This is a genomic window from Spirillospora sp. NPDC047418 (assembly GCF_040643275.1).
Taxonomy (GTDB): domain Bacteria; phylum Actinomycetota; class Actinomycetes; order Streptosporangiales; family Streptosporangiaceae; genus Spirillospora.
Window position 1 is genome coordinate 84,444 of record NZ_JBEYTW010000003.1, and the last position, 17,416, is coordinate 101,859.

A 17,416-nucleotide genomic window follows, 5' to 3' on the forward strand; every position below is an offset into this window, starting at 1 on the left:
ACGGGAGATGACCGCAGTGGCCGCCGACCGCCGCGCCAGCTGGCTCAAGGGCGTCCTCGACCTGCTGGTCCTCGCCAGCCTGACCGGCGGCGAGAGCTACGGGTACGAGATCGCCAAGACGCTCGCGGGCGCCGGCCTCGGGCAGATCAAGGGCGGCACGCTGTACCCCGTCCTCAACCGGCTGGAGGAGGCGGGGCTGGTCGCCGCGGAGTTCCGCGCCGCCGACCGCGGTCCCGGCCGCCGCTACTACCACCTCACGGGCGCCGGGCGCCGGACGCTCGCCGAGCAGGGCGGCCTGTGGCTGGAGTTCGACGAGTCAGTCCGGAAGATGCTCACCCAGGGAGCCGACCGATGACGAACCCCTACTTCGACGAACTGGCGGAGCGGCTCCGCGGCCGCGGCCTCCCCGCGGCCGAGGTCGACCGGACCGTGGCCGACCTGGCGGCCTTCGCGGCCGAGTCCGGCACCGACCCGGTGCGGGAGTTCGGCGCGCCGGCGGAGTTCGCCGCGCGGCTCGCCCGGGACCCCGCAGAAGGCCCCCGAGCCGACCCCGGAGCCGACGCGGAAGCCGGCCCCGCCGTCCCGCCGGACCCGGGCGAGACCTGGACGTGGCGGGCCGACGCGTTCCACGAGCGCGAGGTGCTGAACCGCTACGGCGACGAGGGATGGGAGGTCGAGTGCGTCGACTCGGCCGGCCGCTTCGTCAGCCGCCGGGCCGGCGACCACCCGCTGCGCTGGGAGTACCGCCGCGAGATCGCGCTGCCCCGCACCCGCGCCGCCGTCGCGGAGCGCCTCGCGCCGGACGGCTGGGAGCCGTGCGGCACCTGGTTCCACTTCGAGTACTTCAAACGGCCCAAGGCGGTCATGCTCGGCCTGGAGGGGGAGGTCGACCTGCCGCCGGAGGCCCCGGCGCAGCGGGCCTTCTGGAGCGGGCGCTTCCACCTCTTCATCGTCGGCTACATCGCCTTCCTCGTCCTCGTCGCCGTCGCGTGGGGCGTCCTGGCGCTGGACGACCTCCCGGTGGCGCTCCTCGGCGGCCTCGTCGGCGGCGCCGCCATCGCCGGCGGGCTGCTCGGCCTGCGCGTCTGGCGCGAACGCGCGCGGTAACGCCCCGCGATGGGAACAATCGTGCGTTTTTCCCTCTAAGCGCTATCTATCGCTTTGTTCACGCATCCCGACCACGCTGCGAAGCTGCGCCGACCGCTCAACTGGGTAGGTATCGCAAGATTCGGTTCGCCCGCCGGGTTGGTCCCGCCCTGAGCGGCTCAGCGTGGAGCCCAGGAGGCCGTCGGACGCGGGCGGACGCGCCCGACCGTCTCCTGGGAGAGATACGTTGATCAGAAAGCTGCTCGTCGCCAACCGGGGCGAGATCGCCGTGCGCGCCTTCCGCGCGGCCTACGAACTCGGCATCGCCAGCGTCGCCGTCTACGCGCACGAGGACCGGCTGTCCCTGCACCGGCAGAAGGCGGACGAGGCGTACGAGATCGGCACGCACGGCCACCCCGTCCGCGCCTACCTCGACGTCGACGGCATCGTGGAGACCGCGCTGCGGGTCGGCGCCGACGCCGTGTACCCCGGGTACGGGTTCCTGTCGGAGAGCCCGGAGCTGGCGGAGGCGTGCGAGCGCAACGGGATCAAGTTCGTCGGCCCGCCGTCCCGCGTGCTCAGCCTCGCCGGGAACAAGATCGAGGCGGTCGCGGCGGCGCGGCGCGCGGGCCTGCCCGTGCTGCGCTCGCGGACGCCCGCGCCGGGAGCGGAACTGGCGACGGCCGACGAGGTCGGGTTCCCGCTGTTCGTGAAGGCCGCGGCCGGCGGCGGCGGGCGCGGGCTGCGCCGCGTCGACCACCGCGAGGACCTGGAGGCCGCCGTCGACACGGCGCGCCGCGAGGCCGAGAGCGCGTTCGGCGACCCGACGGTGTTCCTGGAGCAGGCGGTCGACCGGCCCCGCCACATCGAGGTGCAGGTCCTCGCGGACGGCGCCGGGCACATGGTCCACCTGCGCGAGCGCGACTGCTCGGTGCAGCGCCGCCACCAGAAGGTCGTCGAGATCGCGCCCGCGCCCCGGCTGGACCCGGCCGTCGCCGCGCGGCTGTGCGAGGACGCCGTGAAGTTCGCCCGCGAGATCGGCTACGAGAACGCGGGCACCGTCGAGTTCCTCGTGGACGAGCGCGGCGAGCACGTGTTCATCGAGATGAACCCGCGCATCCAGGTCGAGCACACCGTGACCGAGGAGGTCACCGGCATCGACCTGGTGCAGGGCCAGCTGCGCATCGCGGGCGGCGAGACCCTCGCCGACCTCGGCATCGCGCAGGAGAACGTGACCGTGAGCGGCTTCGCCGTCCAGTGCCGCATCACCACCGAGGACCCGGCGAACGGCTTCCGCCCCGACACCGGGAAGATCTCGGCGTACCGGTCGCCGGGCGGCGCCGGGGTGCGGCTCGACACCGGCACCGCCTACGGCGGCGCGATCGTGTCCCCGCACTTCGACTCGCTGCTGGTCAAGCTGACCTGCCGCGGCCGGACGTTCGAGGAGGCGGTGCGGCGGGCGCGCCGGGCCGTCGCCGAGTTCCGCATCCGCGGGGTCGCGTCGAACATCCCGTTCCTGCAGGCGCTGCTGGACGAGCCGGACTTCCGCGCGGGCGGCGTCACGACGTCCTACATCGCCGACCACCCGGAGCTGCTGACGGCCCGGTCGAGCGGCGACCGCGCGACCCGGCTCGTCCGGTACCTGGCGGACGTGACCGTCAACAAGCCGCACGGCGACGCGCCGACCGACCTGGACCCGGCGACGAAGCTGCCGCCGCTCGACCTGGACGGCCCGTTCCCGGAGGGGTCGCGCGACCGGCTCCTGGCCCTCGGCGCGCGGGCGTTCGCCGAGCGGCTCCGCGCCCAGGACGCCCTGGCCGTCACCGACACCACCTTCCGGGACGCGCACCAGTCGCTCCTCGCGACGCGAGTACGCACCTACGACCTGCTGACGGCCGCGCCCTACCTGGCCCGCATGACACCGCAGCTGCTGTCCATCGAGGCGTGGGGCGGCGCGACGTACGACGTCGCGCTCCGCTTCCTCGGCGAGTCGCCCTGGGACAGGCTGGCCGCGATCCGCGAGGCCGCCCCGAACCTGTGCATCCAGATGCTCCTGCGCGGGCGCAACACCGTCGGCTACACGCCGTACCCCGACTCGGTGGCGCGCGCCTTCGTCAAGGAGGCCGCCAGTACGGGCGTCGACATCTTCCGGGTGTTCGACGCGCTGAACGACGTGGAGCGCATGCGTCCGGCCATCGACGCCGCGCTCCAGACCCACGCGCTGGTGGAGGGGACGCTCTGCTATACCGGCGACCTCTCGTCCCCGGACGAGAACCTCTACACGCTCGACTACTACCTGCGGCTCGCGGAGGAACTGGTCGAGGCGGGCGTCCACATCCTGTGCGTCAAGGACATGGCCGGCCTGCTCCGCGCACCCGCCGCGCGCACACTCGTCAAGGCTCTGCGCGAGCGTTTCGACCTGCCCGTCCACCTCCACACCCACGACACGGCCGGCGGGCAGATCGGCACCTACATCGCCGCCATCGAAGCAGGTGTCGACGCGGTGGACGGGGCCGCCGCGCCGCTCTCGGGCACCACGAGCCAGCCGCCGCTCCAGGCGATCGTGGCCGCGACCGACTTCACCGGCCACGCCACCGGGCTCGACCTCGGCGCGCTCACCGCGATGGAGCCGTACTGGGAGGCCGTCCGCAGGCTGTACGCGCCGTTCGAGATGGGGCTCCCGTCGCCGACCGGACGCGTCTACCGGCACGAGATCCCGGGCGGGCAGCTGTCCAACCTGCGGCAGCAGGCGGTCGCGCTCGGCCTCGGCGACCGCTTCGAGGAGATCGAGCGCTGCTACGCGGCGGCCGACGCGATCCTCGGGCGGCTCGTGAAGGTGACGCCGTCCAGCAAGGTCGTCGGCGACCTGGCCCTGCACCTCGTCGCGGCGGGCGCCGACCCCGGCGACTTCGCCGAGAACCCGGACCGCTACGACATCCCCGACAGCGTCACCGGGTTCCTCAACGGCGAGCTGGGCGACCCGCCCGGCGGCTGGCCCGAGCCGTTCCGCACCAAGGCCCTCGCGGGGCGCCAGTACACCCCCGCCAGGGCGGAACTGGACGGCGCCGAGGAGAAGGCCCTGGCCGGGCCGGAGGTCCGCGACACCCTCGACCGCCTGCTCTTCCCCGGCCCCGCGAAGGACTACCGCGAGGCCCGCGCCGCCTACGGCGACCTCTCCGTCCTGCCCACCGGCCCGTTCCTCTACGGGCTCCGCACCGGGCACGAGGTCGCGTTCGACCTCGAACCGGGCGTCCGCGTGCTCGCCGGGCTGGAGGCGGTCGGCGCCGTCGACGAGGCGGGCGTCCGGCAGGTCATCTGCTCGGTGAACGGCCAGCTCCGCACCCTGTCGGTGCGCGACAAGTCCGTGGCGTCGGACGCGCCGCCAGTCGAGCGCGCCGACCCGTCCGAGCCCGGCCACGTCGCCGCACCGTTCGACGGCTCGGTGACCCTGCGCGCAGCCAAGGGCGACCAGGTCGCCGCCGGCGATGTGGTGGCCACGATCGAGGCCATGAAGATGGAGGCCGCCATCACCGCCCCGGTCGCCGGGACGGTCGCCCGGCTGGCCGTCCCCGGGGCCACCCCGGTCCAGGCCGGCGACCTGCTCCTGGTCATCCAGGAGGGCTGAGCACGACCCGGCGGGGTCTTGCGGCGTCCGGGGGGCGCCGCAAGACCCCGCGTCCGTCTCTCCCTGCCTCTCCCTGCCTCTCCCTGCCTCCGGTCCGGCGTGTCAGCGGACCGCGTAGTCGTTGAGCGCCGGGGACAGGAGGTCGAAGGCCGTCCGGGCGGACTTGGTGAGGACGGCGGCTATCTCGTCCGGCGGCTCGTTGTCCAGGGTGCGGCGCAGGGTCTCCTGGAACAGGACGCGGTGGACCGCGCCGAACTGGGCGGCGACCAGGCGGGGGAGCGGGTCGTCCGGGCCGGCGGCGGTCTCCCGGGCGAGGACGGCGGCCAGGGCGTCCTCGCGCTCCTCGTGGAACTCGCGGAGCCGGGAGACCAGCGCCGGGCTCTCGGTGATCATGCGGGCGAAGTCGGGGCCGGCGAAGCCGATGACCTGATCGTGCCGGTGGACGGCGTCCAGCAGGGCGCGGCGGAGCGCGGCGAGCGCCGACTCGCCGGGCGCGCGGCCGGCGACGGTGCGGGCGAGGCCGCCGACGAACTCCTCGTGCAGATCGAGTGCGAGGTCCTCCTTGCGCGGGAAGTAGTTCGTGACGGTCATCTTCGCGACCTGTGCCGCGGCCGCGACGTCGGCGATCGTGACCCGGTCGAAGCCGTGCCGCAGGAAGAGGCGCGTCGCCTGGTCCGAGATGTTCTGCCTCGTCTGCTGCTTCTTCATCTCCCGCAGTCCCATGCGGCCATCATGACATAGTTCGACCTAAGTTTATTCTTGACCTAATTATAGGGTCGTTCTAAGTTTATGTCGCGGGGCAGGCGGGTACCGAGATCGCGTGACCCCGTTCCCTCCCCCGGCCGGACGAGCAAAGGACACCGCCCTGAACGCCAGCCACGCGCCGAGCGCGTACCCCCGCGCCACCGTGAACCTCGTCGACCCGATGAAGGACTACCTGTCCCGCATCGGGCGCACCGCGCTGCTCACCGCCGAGCAGGAGGTCGACCTGGCCAAGCGCATCGAGGCCGGCCTGTTCGCCCGCGAGCGCCTGCAGACCCTCGGCGACGACCTCAGCCTCCAGGACAAGGAGGACCTGGAGTGGATCGCCGTCGACGGAGCCCGCGCCAAGCAGCACATGGTCGAGGCCAACCTGCGGCTGGTCGTGTCGCTCGCCAAGCGCTACATGGGCCACGGCCTGCAGCTGAACGACCTCGTCCAGGAGGGCAACCTCGGGCTGATCCGCGCCGTGGAGAAGTTCGAGTACCGCCGGGGCCTGAAGTTCTCCACCTACGCCGTCTGGTGGATCAAGCAGGCGATCAGCCGCGCGCTCGCCGACCAGAGCCGCACCATCCGCATCCCGGTGCACGTCGTCGAGGTGCTGAACCGGATGACGCGCGTCCGGCGGCGGATGATGCAGGACCTCGGCCGCGAGCCCACCTCGCGGGAACTGGCCGTCGAGCTGGACGTCACCCCGGAGAAGGTGGAGTGGCTGCGGCGGCAGGCCCGCGAGCCGCTGTCCCTGCACACCCCGCTCGGTGAGGACGGCGACGGCGAGCTCGGCGACGTCATCGAGGACCCGGACGGCGGCGACCCCGCCGACGTCGTCGCGTCCTCCATGCTGCGCGGCAAGCTCGACGCCGTGCTGGAGACGCTCACCGAGCGCGAGGCCGGCGTGATCTCGATGCGGTTCGGGCTCTCCGGCGGCGAGCCGAAGACGCTCGAAGAGGTCGGCAAGGTCTACGGGGTGACGCGCGAGCGCATCCGGCAGATCGAGTCGAAGGGCATGCACAAGCTGCGCCACCCGTCCCGGCGGGAGACCCTCGCCGACCTGCTCGGCTGACGTCCCGCCGGCGCCCGCGCCGGCGTTCGGGGGCCCGCGCGGTCCGGTTCTGTGATGAACCGGACCGTGAGTTCTCACGTATTGGGATGACAGAGCGGCTGATCACCGAGGACACTTTTCTCTGGACATGCCGTACGCGGAGAGCTGGGGACGATGGCGAGGCGGTTGGGGCGGATGGCGACGGCCGCGGGCGTCGCGGCGGCGCTGGCGATCGCGTCGGCCCAGGTCCCGGCGCGTGCCGGAGGGCCGGGCGCGGCCCCGTCCGCACCGGTCGCGGCGGCCGTGCGGCGTCCGCCGACCACCGCGTTCGACCCGGCCAAGCTGCGGGTCACCCTCGACGCCACCCACGACGCCGGCATGTACGGGCTGTTCTCCGAGGCGCGCGACGGCCGCACCACCTGGGACGGGGCGTCCGGCGTCGCCGACGTGCGGACGGGGCGCCCGGTCACCCCCGGCATGCGCACGCGGATCGGCAGCATCACCAAGTCGTTCGTCGCCGCCGCGATCCTCCAGCAGGTCGAGAAGGGCACCGTCAGCCTGGACGCACCGGTCGCCCAGTACCTGCCGGGCCTCATCCCCGGGCGGCTCGGGCGGCAGATCACCGTTCGCATGCTGCTGAACCACACCAGCGGGATCGGTGACTACGTCCTCGCGGCGTTCCCGTCGCTGAAGGAGCTGTCGCCCGCGAGCCTGGACGCGTTCCGCTTCCGCGACGTCACCCCCGAACAGCTCATCACCTGGGGGCTGCGCGCTCCCCGCACCGGCATGCCGGGCGAGCGCTGGTCGTACTCCAACACCAACTACGTCATCGCCGGGCGGCTCCTGGAGAAGGTCACCGGGACCAAGGCGGAGAAGTACATCACCCGGAACGTCATCGAGAAGGCCGGGCTCAAGCACACCTACTTCCCGGCCTCACCGTGGGTGGACGGGCCCCACTCGCGGATGTACGAGTCGCTGTACCAGCAGGTGAAACCGCCCCGCGACTACAGCGTGTTCAACATGAGCTGGGCGTGGACGGCGGGCGCGCTGGTCTCCACCATGGACGACCTCAACCGCTTCTACCGCAGGCTCCTCACCGGCCGCATCGTCGGCGCGGACGCGCTGGCGCAGATGAAGCGCACGGTCCCGGTGAAGGACGCGGACGGCAACGTCCTGATGAACTACGGCCTCGGCCTCTACTCTCTCGACCTGCCGTGCGGGACGTTCTGGGGCCACGACGGCGCCGTCTTCGGGGCGGGCACCCAGTCGCTGACGTCCGCCGGCGGCGCGCGGCAGGTGTCGGTCGCCCTCAACCTGATGAAGTACCAGCAGCTCAACGCCAACGGCACGCCCGTCCCGGACCCGATCGACAGCGCGCTCGCCGCGCACGTGGTCGAGGCCCTGTGCGGCACGCGTCCCGCCCCGCGGACCGCGGCCCCCGACGAGCCGTTCCGGCTGCTGCCGCTCCAGGTCGCCCGCACCCTCCGCTGACCGCCGGCGCCGATCGCCGGTGCCGATCGCCGGCGTGACCGCCGGTGCCGATCGCCGTTGTGATTGTCGGCGTGACCGCCGGCGCTGATCGCCGGTGTGACTGTCGGAGGGGGCGCCTAGTGTCCCGGGCATGCCGAGCGCGACCGAGATGCCTGACACCGCCGCCTGGGAGAAGATCGCGGCTCTCATCGACGAGCGGGATCCCGACGCGGTCGCGGACGCCGTCCGCGGCCTGGACGACGCCGGGCGGCGCGCGGTCGCCAGGGCGCTGCCGGGCCACGTCAAGACCGTCCGGGCCCGCCGCGAACCGTGGGAGGACATCGACGACTTCGCGCCCACCTTCCGGGCGGCGGGCGCCGTCGCGCTGGGCGGCGCCTCCGCCGTCGCGGCGTGGCTGACCCGGCGCGAGTTCAACTCCCGCTGGTCGGGCGGCCATGCCGACACCGACCTGCTGATCGAGCTGTGGGACGACCGCGACGACGCCTGGCTCGCCGACCTCGCGCGGCGGCTGACGGTCCGGCTGCGCGGCCCCCGGCACATCGGGCTCGACCTCGTCTTGGCGCTGCTCGCCGAGACGGGCATCGAACCGCCCGACCACGATCCGCTCGTCGTCGGCTGGGTGTCGTCCGCGCCGCCCCGCGCGAAGGACCCGCTGCTGCCGTTCCTGCTGCCGCGCGTCTTCGAGGCCGAGGGCGTCGGCCGGGAACTGCGCGACAACTCGTCCTGGCTGCGGACGCTGCCGACGCTCGCCGACCGGGGCGCGGTCGACCGCCGGCTGCTGCTGGACGGCTGCGTCCGCCGGTTCCTGCGCGGCGGGACGGTCCTCGACCTGCGGTTCTTCGTCCGCCTGCACGGCCTGCTCATGCCGGCCGACCCGGCCGCGCGGGAACGCGAGATCCTCGACCACGCCCACGACTACGTCCGGCTGCTGCCCGCCGCGCCCGGCCCGGTCGCCGACCTCGCGCTCGGCCTGCTGACCGAGCCCGCGGAGCTGCCGTCGCAGCACGTCGTGGAGGCGCTGGACGGGGTGCTCTTCCGCGCGGAGTCGGGACTCGTGAACACGGGGCTGACGTGGTTGCGGAAGACCCTAAGGGCGAAGCCCGAACTCGCCGGCGACTGCGCCGCCGCCCTCGCCAGGGCGTTCGCGCACGAGTCGTACACCGTTCAGGAGCGCGCGGTCAAGATCGCGCTCAAGCTCCCGGAGGGCGTGGACACGGCCGTGCTCGCCGACGCCGTCCCGCTGCTCGCGCCCGACCTCGGCGCGAGAGCCGCCGCCCGCTTCGGCGGCACCGTGGCCGACCCCGAACCGGACGACGACCCGCCGCCCGCCCTCGCCGCGCCCCCGACCCCCGAGCGGCTCCCCTCGCTCCCGCCGCCGATCACACGGCCGGCGGAACTCGCGGAGGCGCTCGCCTCCTTCAGCCTCCACGGGCCGGCCATCGAACCGGTCCTCGACGCGTTCGTCCGGCTCTACCACGAGAACCCCGGCGACGTGCGCGCCGCGCTCGCGGGCGCCGCCCGGCCGGATCTCTTCCCCGAGCTGGAGCGGCGGGGGCCGTGGTACTGGCCGCAGCAATGGCTCATCGCGGCCGGACGCCTGCTGACCGGCTCGGCGCCGGTGCCCGCGAACTGGCGCCACCGCCTGCCGGAATTCCAGACCGGGTCGGCCCCGCACGATCTCTACCTGCACCGATGCGCGGAGGTCGCCGCCGCCGTCGTGGACGGGACCGCGCCGCCGCTGCTGCTCGCCACCCCGACCCAGCGGACCGGTCACATCGCCCCGACCACCTTCGTGGCGCGGCTGGAGACTCTCGAGGCCGCCGGCGCCGAGCCCGGTCCCGCCGACCTCCAGCAGGCCCTGCTGCGGCTGCCGCGCGGAATCGGCCGGAAGACCGTTCGCCGCGCTGCCGCGCTGACCTCGCCCTCCGGACGCGTCGCCGCGCACTGGCTGGCCGAGGGCGGGTTGCCCGCCCCGGAGGTGTCGATGCGCTTCCTGGAGCACGGGCGGCCCGAGCCGGTGATCACCGTCCGGCCGACGGGGCTCCCGCTGATCGACGCGGTGCTCGCGGTCCCGCCCAGGTCCGCCTCCGAGGACCGCCTCTGGCACCGGCACGCCTGGCCGCATCTGCTGCCCTCCCATCCCGAGGTCGTCGCCGCACACGTCCTGCCGCACCTGCTGCCCGGGGGGAGCTACTACGGCGAGGGGCTGCGGGTCGGTGAACTCGTCGAGCTGACTCCGGGGGATGGGCCGTTCGCCGAGGCCATCGCGCACTTCCTGGCGCGCCAGCTCGCCGAACGGCGCAGCGGGCGGGCGAACGAGACGCTGCGGACCATGGCCGCCCGCGGCGACCTGCCCGCCGCCGCGCTCGGCCGCCACATCGGGCGACTCATGAGCGACGGCGAGATCCGCCCGGTACGGATCGCCGAGGCACTCGACCACGCGGCGGAGGCCGGCGCCTACCGCCAGGTGTGGGAGGTGATCGCCGCCGCCCTGCCCGTCTTGTGCCCCGAGCCGGGCGAACGCCCCGTGAACTCCCTCGACCGCCTGCTGGCTCTGGGCCTCAAGACCGCCCGCTGGTCCGGCGCCCACGGCCCCATTCCCGAACTAGAGAGCCTGGCCGCGCGCAAGGGGTCGTCCAACGTCGTCCGCGAGGCCCGCGCCCTGTCGACCCACCTGTCCGCCCACCTCGCCGCCGCTCCATGACCGGCGGTTGTCGCGGTCAGGCCAGGTCGGACGGGTCGGTGTTGGCGCCGCAGAGGACGACCATCACGCGCTCGTCCGGGGCCGGGCGGTAGGCGCCGGTGCGCAGGGCGGCGAGCGCGGCGGCGGTGCCGTGCTCGACGGCCAGGCGGTACTCGGCCCACAGGTGCCGGCGGGCCTCGATGATCGCCTCGTCGGGCACGAGGACGGGGCGCACGCCGGTGCGGGACGCGACCGAGAACGCGATGCCGCCGAGCCGGGTCGCGCCGAGGGAGTCGGCGGCGATGCCGGAGACGTCCACGTCCACGGGGCGTCCGGCGTGCAGGGCGCGCTCCAGCGTCGGGATCGTCTCGGGCTCCACGCCCACGACCCGCGCGGTGCCCTCCAGGGCCGTGGCGACGCCCGCCATCAGGCCGCCGCCGCCGACCGCGATCAGGACGGTGTCGACCTCGCCGCCGGTCTGCTCCAGGATCTCCAGGCCCAGCGTCCCCTGCCCGGCGCAGACCTCGGGCAGGTCGTAGGCGTGGCAGAACAGCGCCCCGGTGTCGGCGGCGCGCTTGGTGGCGGCGTCCTGCGCCTCGGCGTACCGGGTCCCGACCTGGACGACCGTGGCGCCGAGCGCGCGCAGCCGGGCCACCTTCACCGCGGGCGCCGTCTCCGGGACGAACACCTCGGCGGGCACGCCCGCCTCCGCCGCCGCGTAGGCGAAGGCGAGGCCCGCGTTGCCGCCGGAGGGCGCCACGACGCCCGCGTCCGGCAAGCGCCCCTCGTCCCGCGCGGCGAGGACGTGGTTGAACGCGCCCCGCGCCTTGAACGACCCGGTGTGCTGGACCAGTTCGAGCTTCAGCCACATCCGCCCCGCCGGTCCCGGCTCCACCTCGATGACCGGCGTGCGGCGAACGCGCCCCGCGACCCGCCGCGCCGCGGCCTCAGCATCCGAACGAGCGATCACCGGTCTTCCTCCCCGCACCTTGGTCTGCATCAGCAGCCAAGCACACTTTGAGGCATGACCGGCACCCTCTGCCGTGTGCTGACCGCCGGCGTGCGGGCCGCCTGCGGGACGGTCAGCGGGTGGTGCGGGGTCGGTCAGTGGGAGCGGCGAGTCTCTTCCTGGCGCGGGAAACACGTCCCGCCCGGCTGAACAGGGAGTCGACATGAGGAACACCACCGTTCTCGTCTCGGGTGCGAGCGTCGGCGGGCCCGCGCTGGCGTACTGGCTGAAGCGGTACGGGTTCGCCGTGACGGTCGTGGAGGTGTCGCCGGGGCTGCGGGCCGGCGGGCAGGCGGTCGACGTGCGCGGGCCGGCGCTGGAGGTCGCCGAGCGGATGGGCGTGCTGGAGCGGATCCGTGCCCAGCGCGTCGAGATGCGCGGAATGTCGATGGTGGACGGGGACGGCGCCGAGCTGTACCGCAGCGAGGAGCACACGATCACCGGTGGTGACCTGGGCAGCCCCGACATCGAGATCCTGCGCGACGACCTGGCGCGGACCCTCGTGGACGCGGCCGGTGGCGCGGCCGGTGGCGGCGTCGAGTACCTGTTCGGCGACTCGATCGCCGGGCTGGAGCAGGACGCCGGCGGCGTGCGGGTGATCTTCCAGAGCGGGACGGTCCGGACGTTCGACCTCGTCGTCGGCGCGGACGGCCTGCACTCCACCACCCGCCGGCTGGCGTTCGGCCCGGAGCGGGACTTCATCACGCACCTCGGCACCTACCTCGCGGTGTGGACGGCTCCGAACTTCCTCGGCCTCGACCGCTGGCAGGTCTTCCACCAGGTGCCGGGCAGCAGCTGGGGCGGCGGCGTGATGAGCGTCCGCGGCAATGAGGAGGTCCGCGTCTACCTGGGCTTCGAGTCGGAGCGGCCGATCGACTACGACTACCGCGACGCCGCCGCGCAGAAGAAGATCATGGCGGACGCGCTGGCGGGCGCCGGCTGGGTGATCCCCAAGCTGCTGGACGCGATGTGGGACGCCGGGGACTTCCACTTCGACTCGATGGCGCAGATCCACCTGGATTCGTGGTCGAACGGGCGGGTCGTCCTGCTCGGGGACGCCGGGTACTGCGGGTCGCCGCTGTCCGGGCAGGGCACGAGCATGGCGATGGTCGGCGCGTACGTCCTGGCCGGGGAGCTGAAGGCGGCCGGCGGCGACCACCGGGCCGCGTTCGCGAACTACGAGCGGGAACTGCGCGGGTACGTCGCGGCCAACCAGGAGCTGGCGCTGACCAACAAGGCGCGGGTGGAGGCGCAGCGCAACGCCGAGATGGGGGTCGAGACCGAAGCGATCGACTTCCAGGACTTCGGGGAGATCGTCAGCTCGTTCACGGTGAAGGACTACTGAGCGCGGCCGTCCAAGGACGCCGCACGGTCCAGCAGGACCCTGCGTTCGGGCGCGTTGCGGGTCAGTTCCGCGGCGCGCTCGAACTGCGCGCGGGCCTCGCCGCGGCGGCCGAGGCGTTCCAGCAGGTCGCCGCGGACGCTCGGCAGCAGGTGGTAGTCGCGCAGGGTCGGCTCGTCCACCAGGGCGTCGGCGATCTCCAGGCCCTGCTGCGGGCCGTGCGCCATGCCGGCCGCCACCGCGCGGTTCAGTTCCACCACCGGGGACGGGGCGATGGTCGCGAGGATCTCGTAGAGGGACGCGATCTGGGCCCAGTCGGTGTCCTCGGGGGCGAGGGCCTGCGCGTGGGTCGCGGCGATGGCGGCCTGCAGCACGTAGGGGCCGGGCGGGCCGCCGATGTCCTTCGCGCGGAGCAGGGACGCGAAGCCGCGGTGGATGAGGAGCCGGTCCCAGCGGCCGCGGTCCTGCTCCAGGATGGGGACGGGTTCGCCGGACGGCCCGGTGCGCGCGCGGGTCCGGGACGCCTGGATCTCCATCAGCGCGGCGAGCCCGTGCACCTCGGGTTCGCCGGGCGCGAGTCCGGCGAGGCCGCGGCCGAGGCGCAGCGCCTCCTGGCACAGGTCGGCGCGCACCCAGTCGTCGCCGGCGGTGGCCGCGTACCCCTCGTTGAAGATCAGGTAGATGACCTCCAGGACGGACGACAGCCGCGCCGCGCGGTCCGGTCCGGCGGGGACCTCGAACGGCACGCCGGCGTCCGAGAGCGTCCGCTTCGCCCGGACGATCCGCTGCGCGACGGTCGGCTCGGAGACGAGGAACGCGTGCGCGATCTCGTCGGTGGTGAGGCCGCCGAGCATCCGCAGCGTCAGCGCGACCCGCGCCCGCACGGACAGCACCGGATGGCAGGCCGTGAAGATCAGCCGCAGGACGTCGTCCTCGATGTCCTCCTCGTCCGGGACGTCGAGCTCGGCCGGCTCCCGGGTCTCCAGGTCGCGGCCGATCTCCTCCAGCTTGTGCTCCAGGCGCTGCCGCCGGCGGATCCGGTCGATGGCGCGGCGCTTGCCAACGGCCATGAGCCAGGCGCCCGGGTTGTCCGGGACGCCTGACTCCGGCCACTGTTCGAGCGCGGCGACCAGCGCGTCCTGCGCGAGTTCCTCGGCGAGCCCGATGTCGTGCACCATGCGCGCGAGCCCGGCGATGATGCGCGCGGCCTCCAGCCGCCACACCGCGTCGATGCTCGCGTGGACCCCGGGCGCGTTCGAAGGCGTCACGCTGCCGATGAGAGCACCCGCACCGGCCGCCGCGCAAGCTCAGCGCGGGCTCGGCGGGCAGGGGGTCACTGCCCGGGGAAGGGGTCCTCCGGGCCGAACACCTGCTTGATGACGCCCTCGCCGTCCCCGACGATCGAGTAGAACCGCTTGGACAGCTCGATCGCCTCCTCGCGGGTGCGCACCTCGACGAGCGCGAAGCCGACCACGCCCTCCTTGGCCTCGGTGAACGGGCCGTCCGTCACGGTGACCTTGCCGCCGGCCGAGGTGATGCGGGTGCCGTACGGCTCCAGCCCGCCGGTCGCGAGGAGGACCCCGGCCTTGGCCGTCTCCTCGATGAACCTGCCCATCTCCTGCTGGAGCCGCTCGTCCGGCGGCGCGGCGTCGTCGGAGCCGGCGTCCGTGGTCATCAACAGGAACCTCATGGGTGCCTCCTTTTGTCGGTGTCCGGGTCAACCCCGGTCCTTGGCAACGCGTCGAAGAAGGGGAGACCGATTCGACATCCCGCCCACATCTTTTCTCAGATTTTTTTCGGAACGCGGATCCTGCCAGGTCAGCGCCCGGCAGTCTGGTGATAACACTGCACATTGCAGCGGATCATGACAAACCGGGATGATCGGGACAGGTGGGCAAGCGACCCGGGGTCGAGTAACTTCTCCCCGTAGGTAGTTTTCCTGCGCGCCGAGGAGGAGTTCCGTGGGAGATTCAGGACCGGACGGCGGCGCACGGCCCGGCCCCGAGTTCGACGACACGGTGCCGCAGTCCGCGCGCATCTGGAACTACTGGCTCGGCGGCCGGGACAACTACCCCGCCGACCGGGCCGCCGGCGACCAGTTCGTCTCCGTCTACCCGCAGATCGTGGACGTCGCCCGGCACTCGCGGGCCTTCCTGTCCCGCGCCGTCCGGTACATGGCGGGCACCGCCGGGATCCGGCAGTTCCTCGACGTCGGCACCGGCCTGCCGACCGTCGACAACACCCACGAGGTCGCGCAGCGCGTCGCACCCGGCGCCCGCATCGTGTACGTGGACCACGACCCGCTCGTCCTGTCGCACGCCCGCAGCCTGCTGACCGGCCGGACGGAGGGCTCGGTCGACTACATCGACGCGGACCTGCGCGACCCCGGCCGCATCCTCGCCGAGGCGGGCCGGACGCTCGACCTCGACCGCCCCATCGGGCTGATGCTGCTGAACATCCTGGGGCACATCGCCGACTACGACGAGGCCCGCTCGATCGTCCGGCGGCTGATGGGCGCGCTGCCGGCCGGCAGCCACCTCGCGGTCGCGGACGGCACCGACGTCATCACCGGCAAGGCGTTCCGCGACGCGATCGAGCTGTGGAACCAGGCGAGCGAGACGCCCTACCACCTGCGGACGCCCGAGCTGATCGGCGGCTACTTCGAGGGCCTGGAGGTCCTGGAGCCGGGCGTCGTGCCGGTGTCGCGGTGGCGCGCCGAGCCCGGCCGCTTCGGGGAGCCGGACGAGGTGGACGAGTTCTGCGCCGTGGGAGTGAAGGCGTCATGACGCCCGCCGAACGCCGGGACGCGACGGTCCCCCTCATCGCCGACCTCGGCGCCGGGTCCGACCCGCGCACCGGGTCCGACCTGCGCGCCGCCGGGCCGACCGTGCTGCGGATGGTGGTCGGCGCGCAGCTGCGCCGGTTCCGCGAGGCCGCCGGGATCTCCACCGAGGACGCCGGCTACGAGATCCGCGGCTCCCACTCCAAGATCAGCCGGATGGAGCTCGGCCGCGTCGGCTTCAAGGAGCGCGACGTCGCCGACCTGCTGACCTTCTACGGCGTGACCGACCCCGGCGTCCGCGACACGCTGCTCGACCTCGCCGACCGCGCCAACACGCCCGGCTGGTGGCAGGTGTACGGCGATGTGGTGTCCGGCTGGTTCGAGCCCTACCTCGGGCTGGAGCAGGGCGCCGAGGTGGTCCGCCTGTTCGAGGTCCAGAACGTGCCGGACCTGCTCCAGACGCCGGAGTACGCCCGCGCCCTCATCACCGCCCGCCACCCGGAGGCGTCCGGGGGGGAGATCGAGCGGCGTGTCGAGCTGCGCATGGCGCGGCGCCGCGTGTTCGAGCGCGCCGAGCCGCTGAAGCTGTGGGCCGTCCTGGACGAGGCGGTGCTGCACCGCGCGGTCGGCGGGCCCGCGACGCTGCGCGCGCAGGTCGAGTACCTGATCGAGGCGGCGGAGCGGCCGAACGTCAGCGTGCAGGTCCTGCCGTTCGCCGCCGGGGGCCACGCGGGCGAGAGCGGCCCGGTGACGCTGCTGCGGTTCGCCGAGCCCGAACTGCCCGACGTCGTCTACCTGGAGCAGCTCACCGGCGCCCTCTACCCGGACCGCGCCGCCGACATCGCCCGCTACCGGGACGTCCTGAACCGCCTCGGCGTGCAGGCCGAACCCCCGTCCCGGACGCGGGAGATCCTGCGGGACGTCCTCGACCGCTGAACCGCGCCCGGGCCGCCCGGGCCGCGTCCGGGCCCGCGTCCGGACTGCGCCTGGGCTATGTCGCGGCCGGGACGTAGGTCGCGACGATGACGCCCGTCTTGAAGACCTTGATGTCCGTCGGTTTCAGGGAGGCCGCGAACCCCTTGCGGGTGAGCAGGTCCTCGGGGTCGCCGGGCCCGACGAACACGGGGTGGATCCACAGCCGCAGTTCGTCCAGGAGGCCGTGCTTCACGAGCGTCCGCGACACCGGGCCGAACCCGTACTGCAGGATGTCCCGGCCGCTCCGCTCCTTCAGCCGGGTGATCGCGGCGACGGCGTCGGCCCGCCGGATCGCCGTCGTGTCGCCCCAGCCCGGCTTCTTCAGGGAGTCGGACACGACGTAGTGGGGGAGCGTGTTCATCCGGACGCCGAAGTCGCCGGTCGACTCCTCCATCGCGGGCCACGCCTGCGAGAAGCCGTCGAACGTCCGGCGGCCCATGAGCAGGGCGCCGCAGGAGAACAGCAGCTCCCGCGCGTAGGCGGCGGCCTCGTCCTGGAAGTACGGGCCCGTCCAGTTCTGCGGGTTCTCGACGACCCCGTCCAGGGACACGTACGTCGAGTTGATGATCTTGCGCATGGTGTCCTCCGGGGCTCGGCGCGTCCTGCCCTTCTCCCGTGCCGC

At 73.5% G+C, this 17,416-nt stretch carries 14 protein-coding genes; 9 read left to right on the forward strand and 5 right to left on the reverse strand.

Translation table 11 applies throughout. The features are described from left to right. Positions 1–7: 7 nt before the first annotated feature. From ABZ806_RS02535 to ABZ806_RS02545, 3 genes are all read left to right on the forward strand, one after another. The gene (locus ABZ806_RS02535) at positions 8–355 is read left to right on the forward strand and encodes a PadR family transcriptional regulator (protein WP_500214855.1); all 348 of its coding nucleotides are present in this window, start codon (positions 8–10) and stop codon (positions 353–355) included. Then, positions 352–1,107, forward strand: coding sequence for a hypothetical protein (locus ABZ806_RS02540; protein ID WP_500214856.1), 756 nt, complete (start codon positions 352–354; stop codon positions 1,105–1,107). The genes ABZ806_RS02535 and ABZ806_RS02540 overlap by 4 nt, the downstream gene beginning before the upstream one ends. A gap of 226 nt (positions 1,108–1,333) precedes the next feature. Further along, positions 1,334–4,711 carry a pyruvate carboxylase gene (locus tag ABZ806_RS02545; RefSeq protein ID WP_500214857.1) on the forward strand — a complete coding sequence of 1,126 codons (3,378 nt, stop codon included), beginning with the start codon at positions 1,334–1,336 and terminating at the stop codon, positions 4,709–4,711. A 102-nt stretch (positions 4,712–4,813) separates the two neighbouring features. On the opposite strand, the gene ABZ806_RS02550 is transcribed toward ABZ806_RS02545, so the two are convergent. Beyond that, complete coding sequence (locus tag ABZ806_RS02550) at positions 4,814–5,434, reverse strand: TetR/AcrR family transcriptional regulator (protein WP_500214858.1); 621 nt, start codon at positions 5,432–5,434, stop codon at positions 4,814–4,816. A 97-nt stretch (positions 5,435–5,531) separates the two neighbouring features. Between ABZ806_RS02550 and ABZ806_RS02555 the strand changes: the two genes are divergently transcribed. The 3 genes from ABZ806_RS02555 (at position 5,532) to ABZ806_RS02565 (ending at position 10,707) form a co-directional block, all read left to right on the forward strand. Then, positions 5,532–6,533 (forward strand): RNA polymerase sigma factor, encoded by a 1,002-nt coding sequence (locus tag ABZ806_RS02555; protein ID WP_500214859.1) that lies wholly within the window; start codon positions 5,532–5,534, stop codon positions 6,531–6,533. Positions 6,534–6,686: 153 nt separating this feature from the next. Then, positions 6,687–8,003: a serine hydrolase domain-containing protein gene (locus ABZ806_RS02560; RefSeq protein WP_500214860.1), complete on the forward strand. Its 1,317-nt coding sequence runs from the start codon at positions 6,687–6,689 to the stop codon at positions 8,001–8,003. Between the two features lie 130 nt (positions 8,004–8,133). Beyond that, positions 8,134–10,707, forward strand: a complete 2,574-nt coding sequence (locus ABZ806_RS02565; protein WP_500214861.1) for a DUF7824 domain-containing protein — start codon at positions 8,134–8,136, stop codon at positions 10,705–10,707. A 16-nt stretch (positions 10,708–10,723) separates the two neighbouring features. On the opposite strand, the gene ABZ806_RS02570 is transcribed toward ABZ806_RS02565, so the two are convergent. After that, entirely contained in the window at positions 10,724–11,656 is a 933-nt protein-coding gene (locus tag ABZ806_RS02570) for a threonine/serine dehydratase (RefSeq protein WP_500214862.1), read from the reverse strand. Positions 11,657–11,858: 202 nt separating this feature from the next. Between ABZ806_RS02570 and ABZ806_RS02575 the strand changes: the two genes are divergently transcribed. Next, complete coding sequence (locus ABZ806_RS02575; protein ID WP_500214863.1) at positions 11,859–13,040, forward strand: FAD-dependent monooxygenase; 1,182 nt, start codon at positions 11,859–11,861, stop codon at positions 13,038–13,040. Here the strand turns inward: ABZ806_RS02575 and ABZ806_RS02580 are convergent. Together ABZ806_RS02580 and ABZ806_RS02585 are read right to left on the reverse strand one after the other, a co-directional pair. Continuing rightward, complete coding sequence (locus ABZ806_RS02580; protein ID WP_500214965.1) at positions 13,034–14,215, reverse strand: RNA polymerase sigma factor; 1,182 nt, start codon at positions 14,213–14,215, stop codon at positions 13,034–13,036. The two genes, ABZ806_RS02575 and ABZ806_RS02580, sit on opposite strands and share 7 nt — an antisense overlap. A 155-nt stretch (positions 14,216–14,370) precedes the next feature. Beyond that, positions 14,371–14,727: a YciI family protein gene (locus ABZ806_RS02585; RefSeq protein WP_500214864.1), complete on the reverse strand. Its 357-nt coding sequence runs from the start codon at positions 14,725–14,727 to the stop codon at positions 14,371–14,373. A 271-nt stretch (positions 14,728–14,998) separates the two neighbouring features. Between ABZ806_RS02585 and ABZ806_RS02590 the strand changes: the two genes are divergently transcribed. Both ABZ806_RS02590 and ABZ806_RS02595 read left to right on the forward strand, forming a co-directional pair. Beyond that, a complete protein-coding gene (locus ABZ806_RS02590) occupies positions 14,999–15,823 on the forward strand; it encodes an SAM-dependent methyltransferase (RefSeq protein ID WP_500214865.1) in 825 nt (274 codons plus the stop codon). Continuing rightward, positions 15,820–16,755, forward strand: coding sequence for a Sco1979 family transcriptional regulator (locus ABZ806_RS02595; protein ID WP_500214866.1), 936 nt, complete (start codon positions 15,820–15,822; stop codon positions 16,753–16,755). The genes ABZ806_RS02590 and ABZ806_RS02595 overlap by 4 nt, the downstream gene beginning before the upstream one ends. 55 nt (positions 16,756–16,810) lie before the next feature. On the opposite strand, the gene ABZ806_RS02600 is transcribed toward ABZ806_RS02595, so the two are convergent. Beyond that, a complete protein-coding gene (locus tag ABZ806_RS02600) occupies positions 16,811–17,371 on the reverse strand; it encodes a dihydrofolate reductase family protein (protein ID WP_500214867.1) in 561 nt (186 codons plus the stop codon). Positions 17,372–17,416: the final 45 nt, after the last annotated feature.

Coding starts and splice junctions, on each gene's coding strand:
- ABZ806_RS02535 (WP_500214855.1), top strand. CDS start 8: ATGACCGCAGTGGCCGCCGACCGCCGCGCCAGCTGGCTCAAGGGCGTC.
- ABZ806_RS02540 (WP_500214856.1), top strand. CDS start 352: ATGACGAACCCCTACTTCGACGAACTGGCGGAGCGGCTCCGCGGCCGC.
- ABZ806_RS02550 (WP_500214858.1), bottom strand. CDS start 5,434: ATGGGACTGCGGGAGATGAAGAAGCAGCAGACGAGGCAGAACATCTCG.
- ABZ806_RS02560 (WP_500214860.1), top strand. CDS start 6,687: ATGGCGAGGCGGTTGGGGCGGATGGCGACGGCCGCGGGCGTCGCGGCG.
- ABZ806_RS02565 (WP_500214861.1), top strand. CDS start 8,134: ATGCCGAGCGCGACCGAGATGCCTGACACCGCCGCCTGGGAGAAGATC.
- ABZ806_RS02575 (WP_500214863.1), top strand. CDS start 11,859: ATGAGGAACACCACCGTTCTCGTCTCGGGTGCGAGCGTCGGCGGGCCC.
- ABZ806_RS02580 (WP_500214965.1), bottom strand. CDS start 14,215: ATGGTGCACGACATCGGGCTCGCCGAGGAACTCGCGCAGGACGCGCTG.
- ABZ806_RS02585 (WP_500214864.1), bottom strand. CDS start 14,727: ATGAGGTTCCTGTTGATGACCACGGACGCCGGCTCCGACGACGCCGCG.
- ABZ806_RS02595 (WP_500214866.1), top strand. CDS start 15,820: ATGACGCCCGCCGAACGCCGGGACGCGACGGTCCCCCTCATCGCCGAC.
- ABZ806_RS02600 (WP_500214867.1), bottom strand. CDS start 17,371: ATGCGCAAGATCATCAACTCGACGTACGTGTCCCTGGACGGGGTCGTC.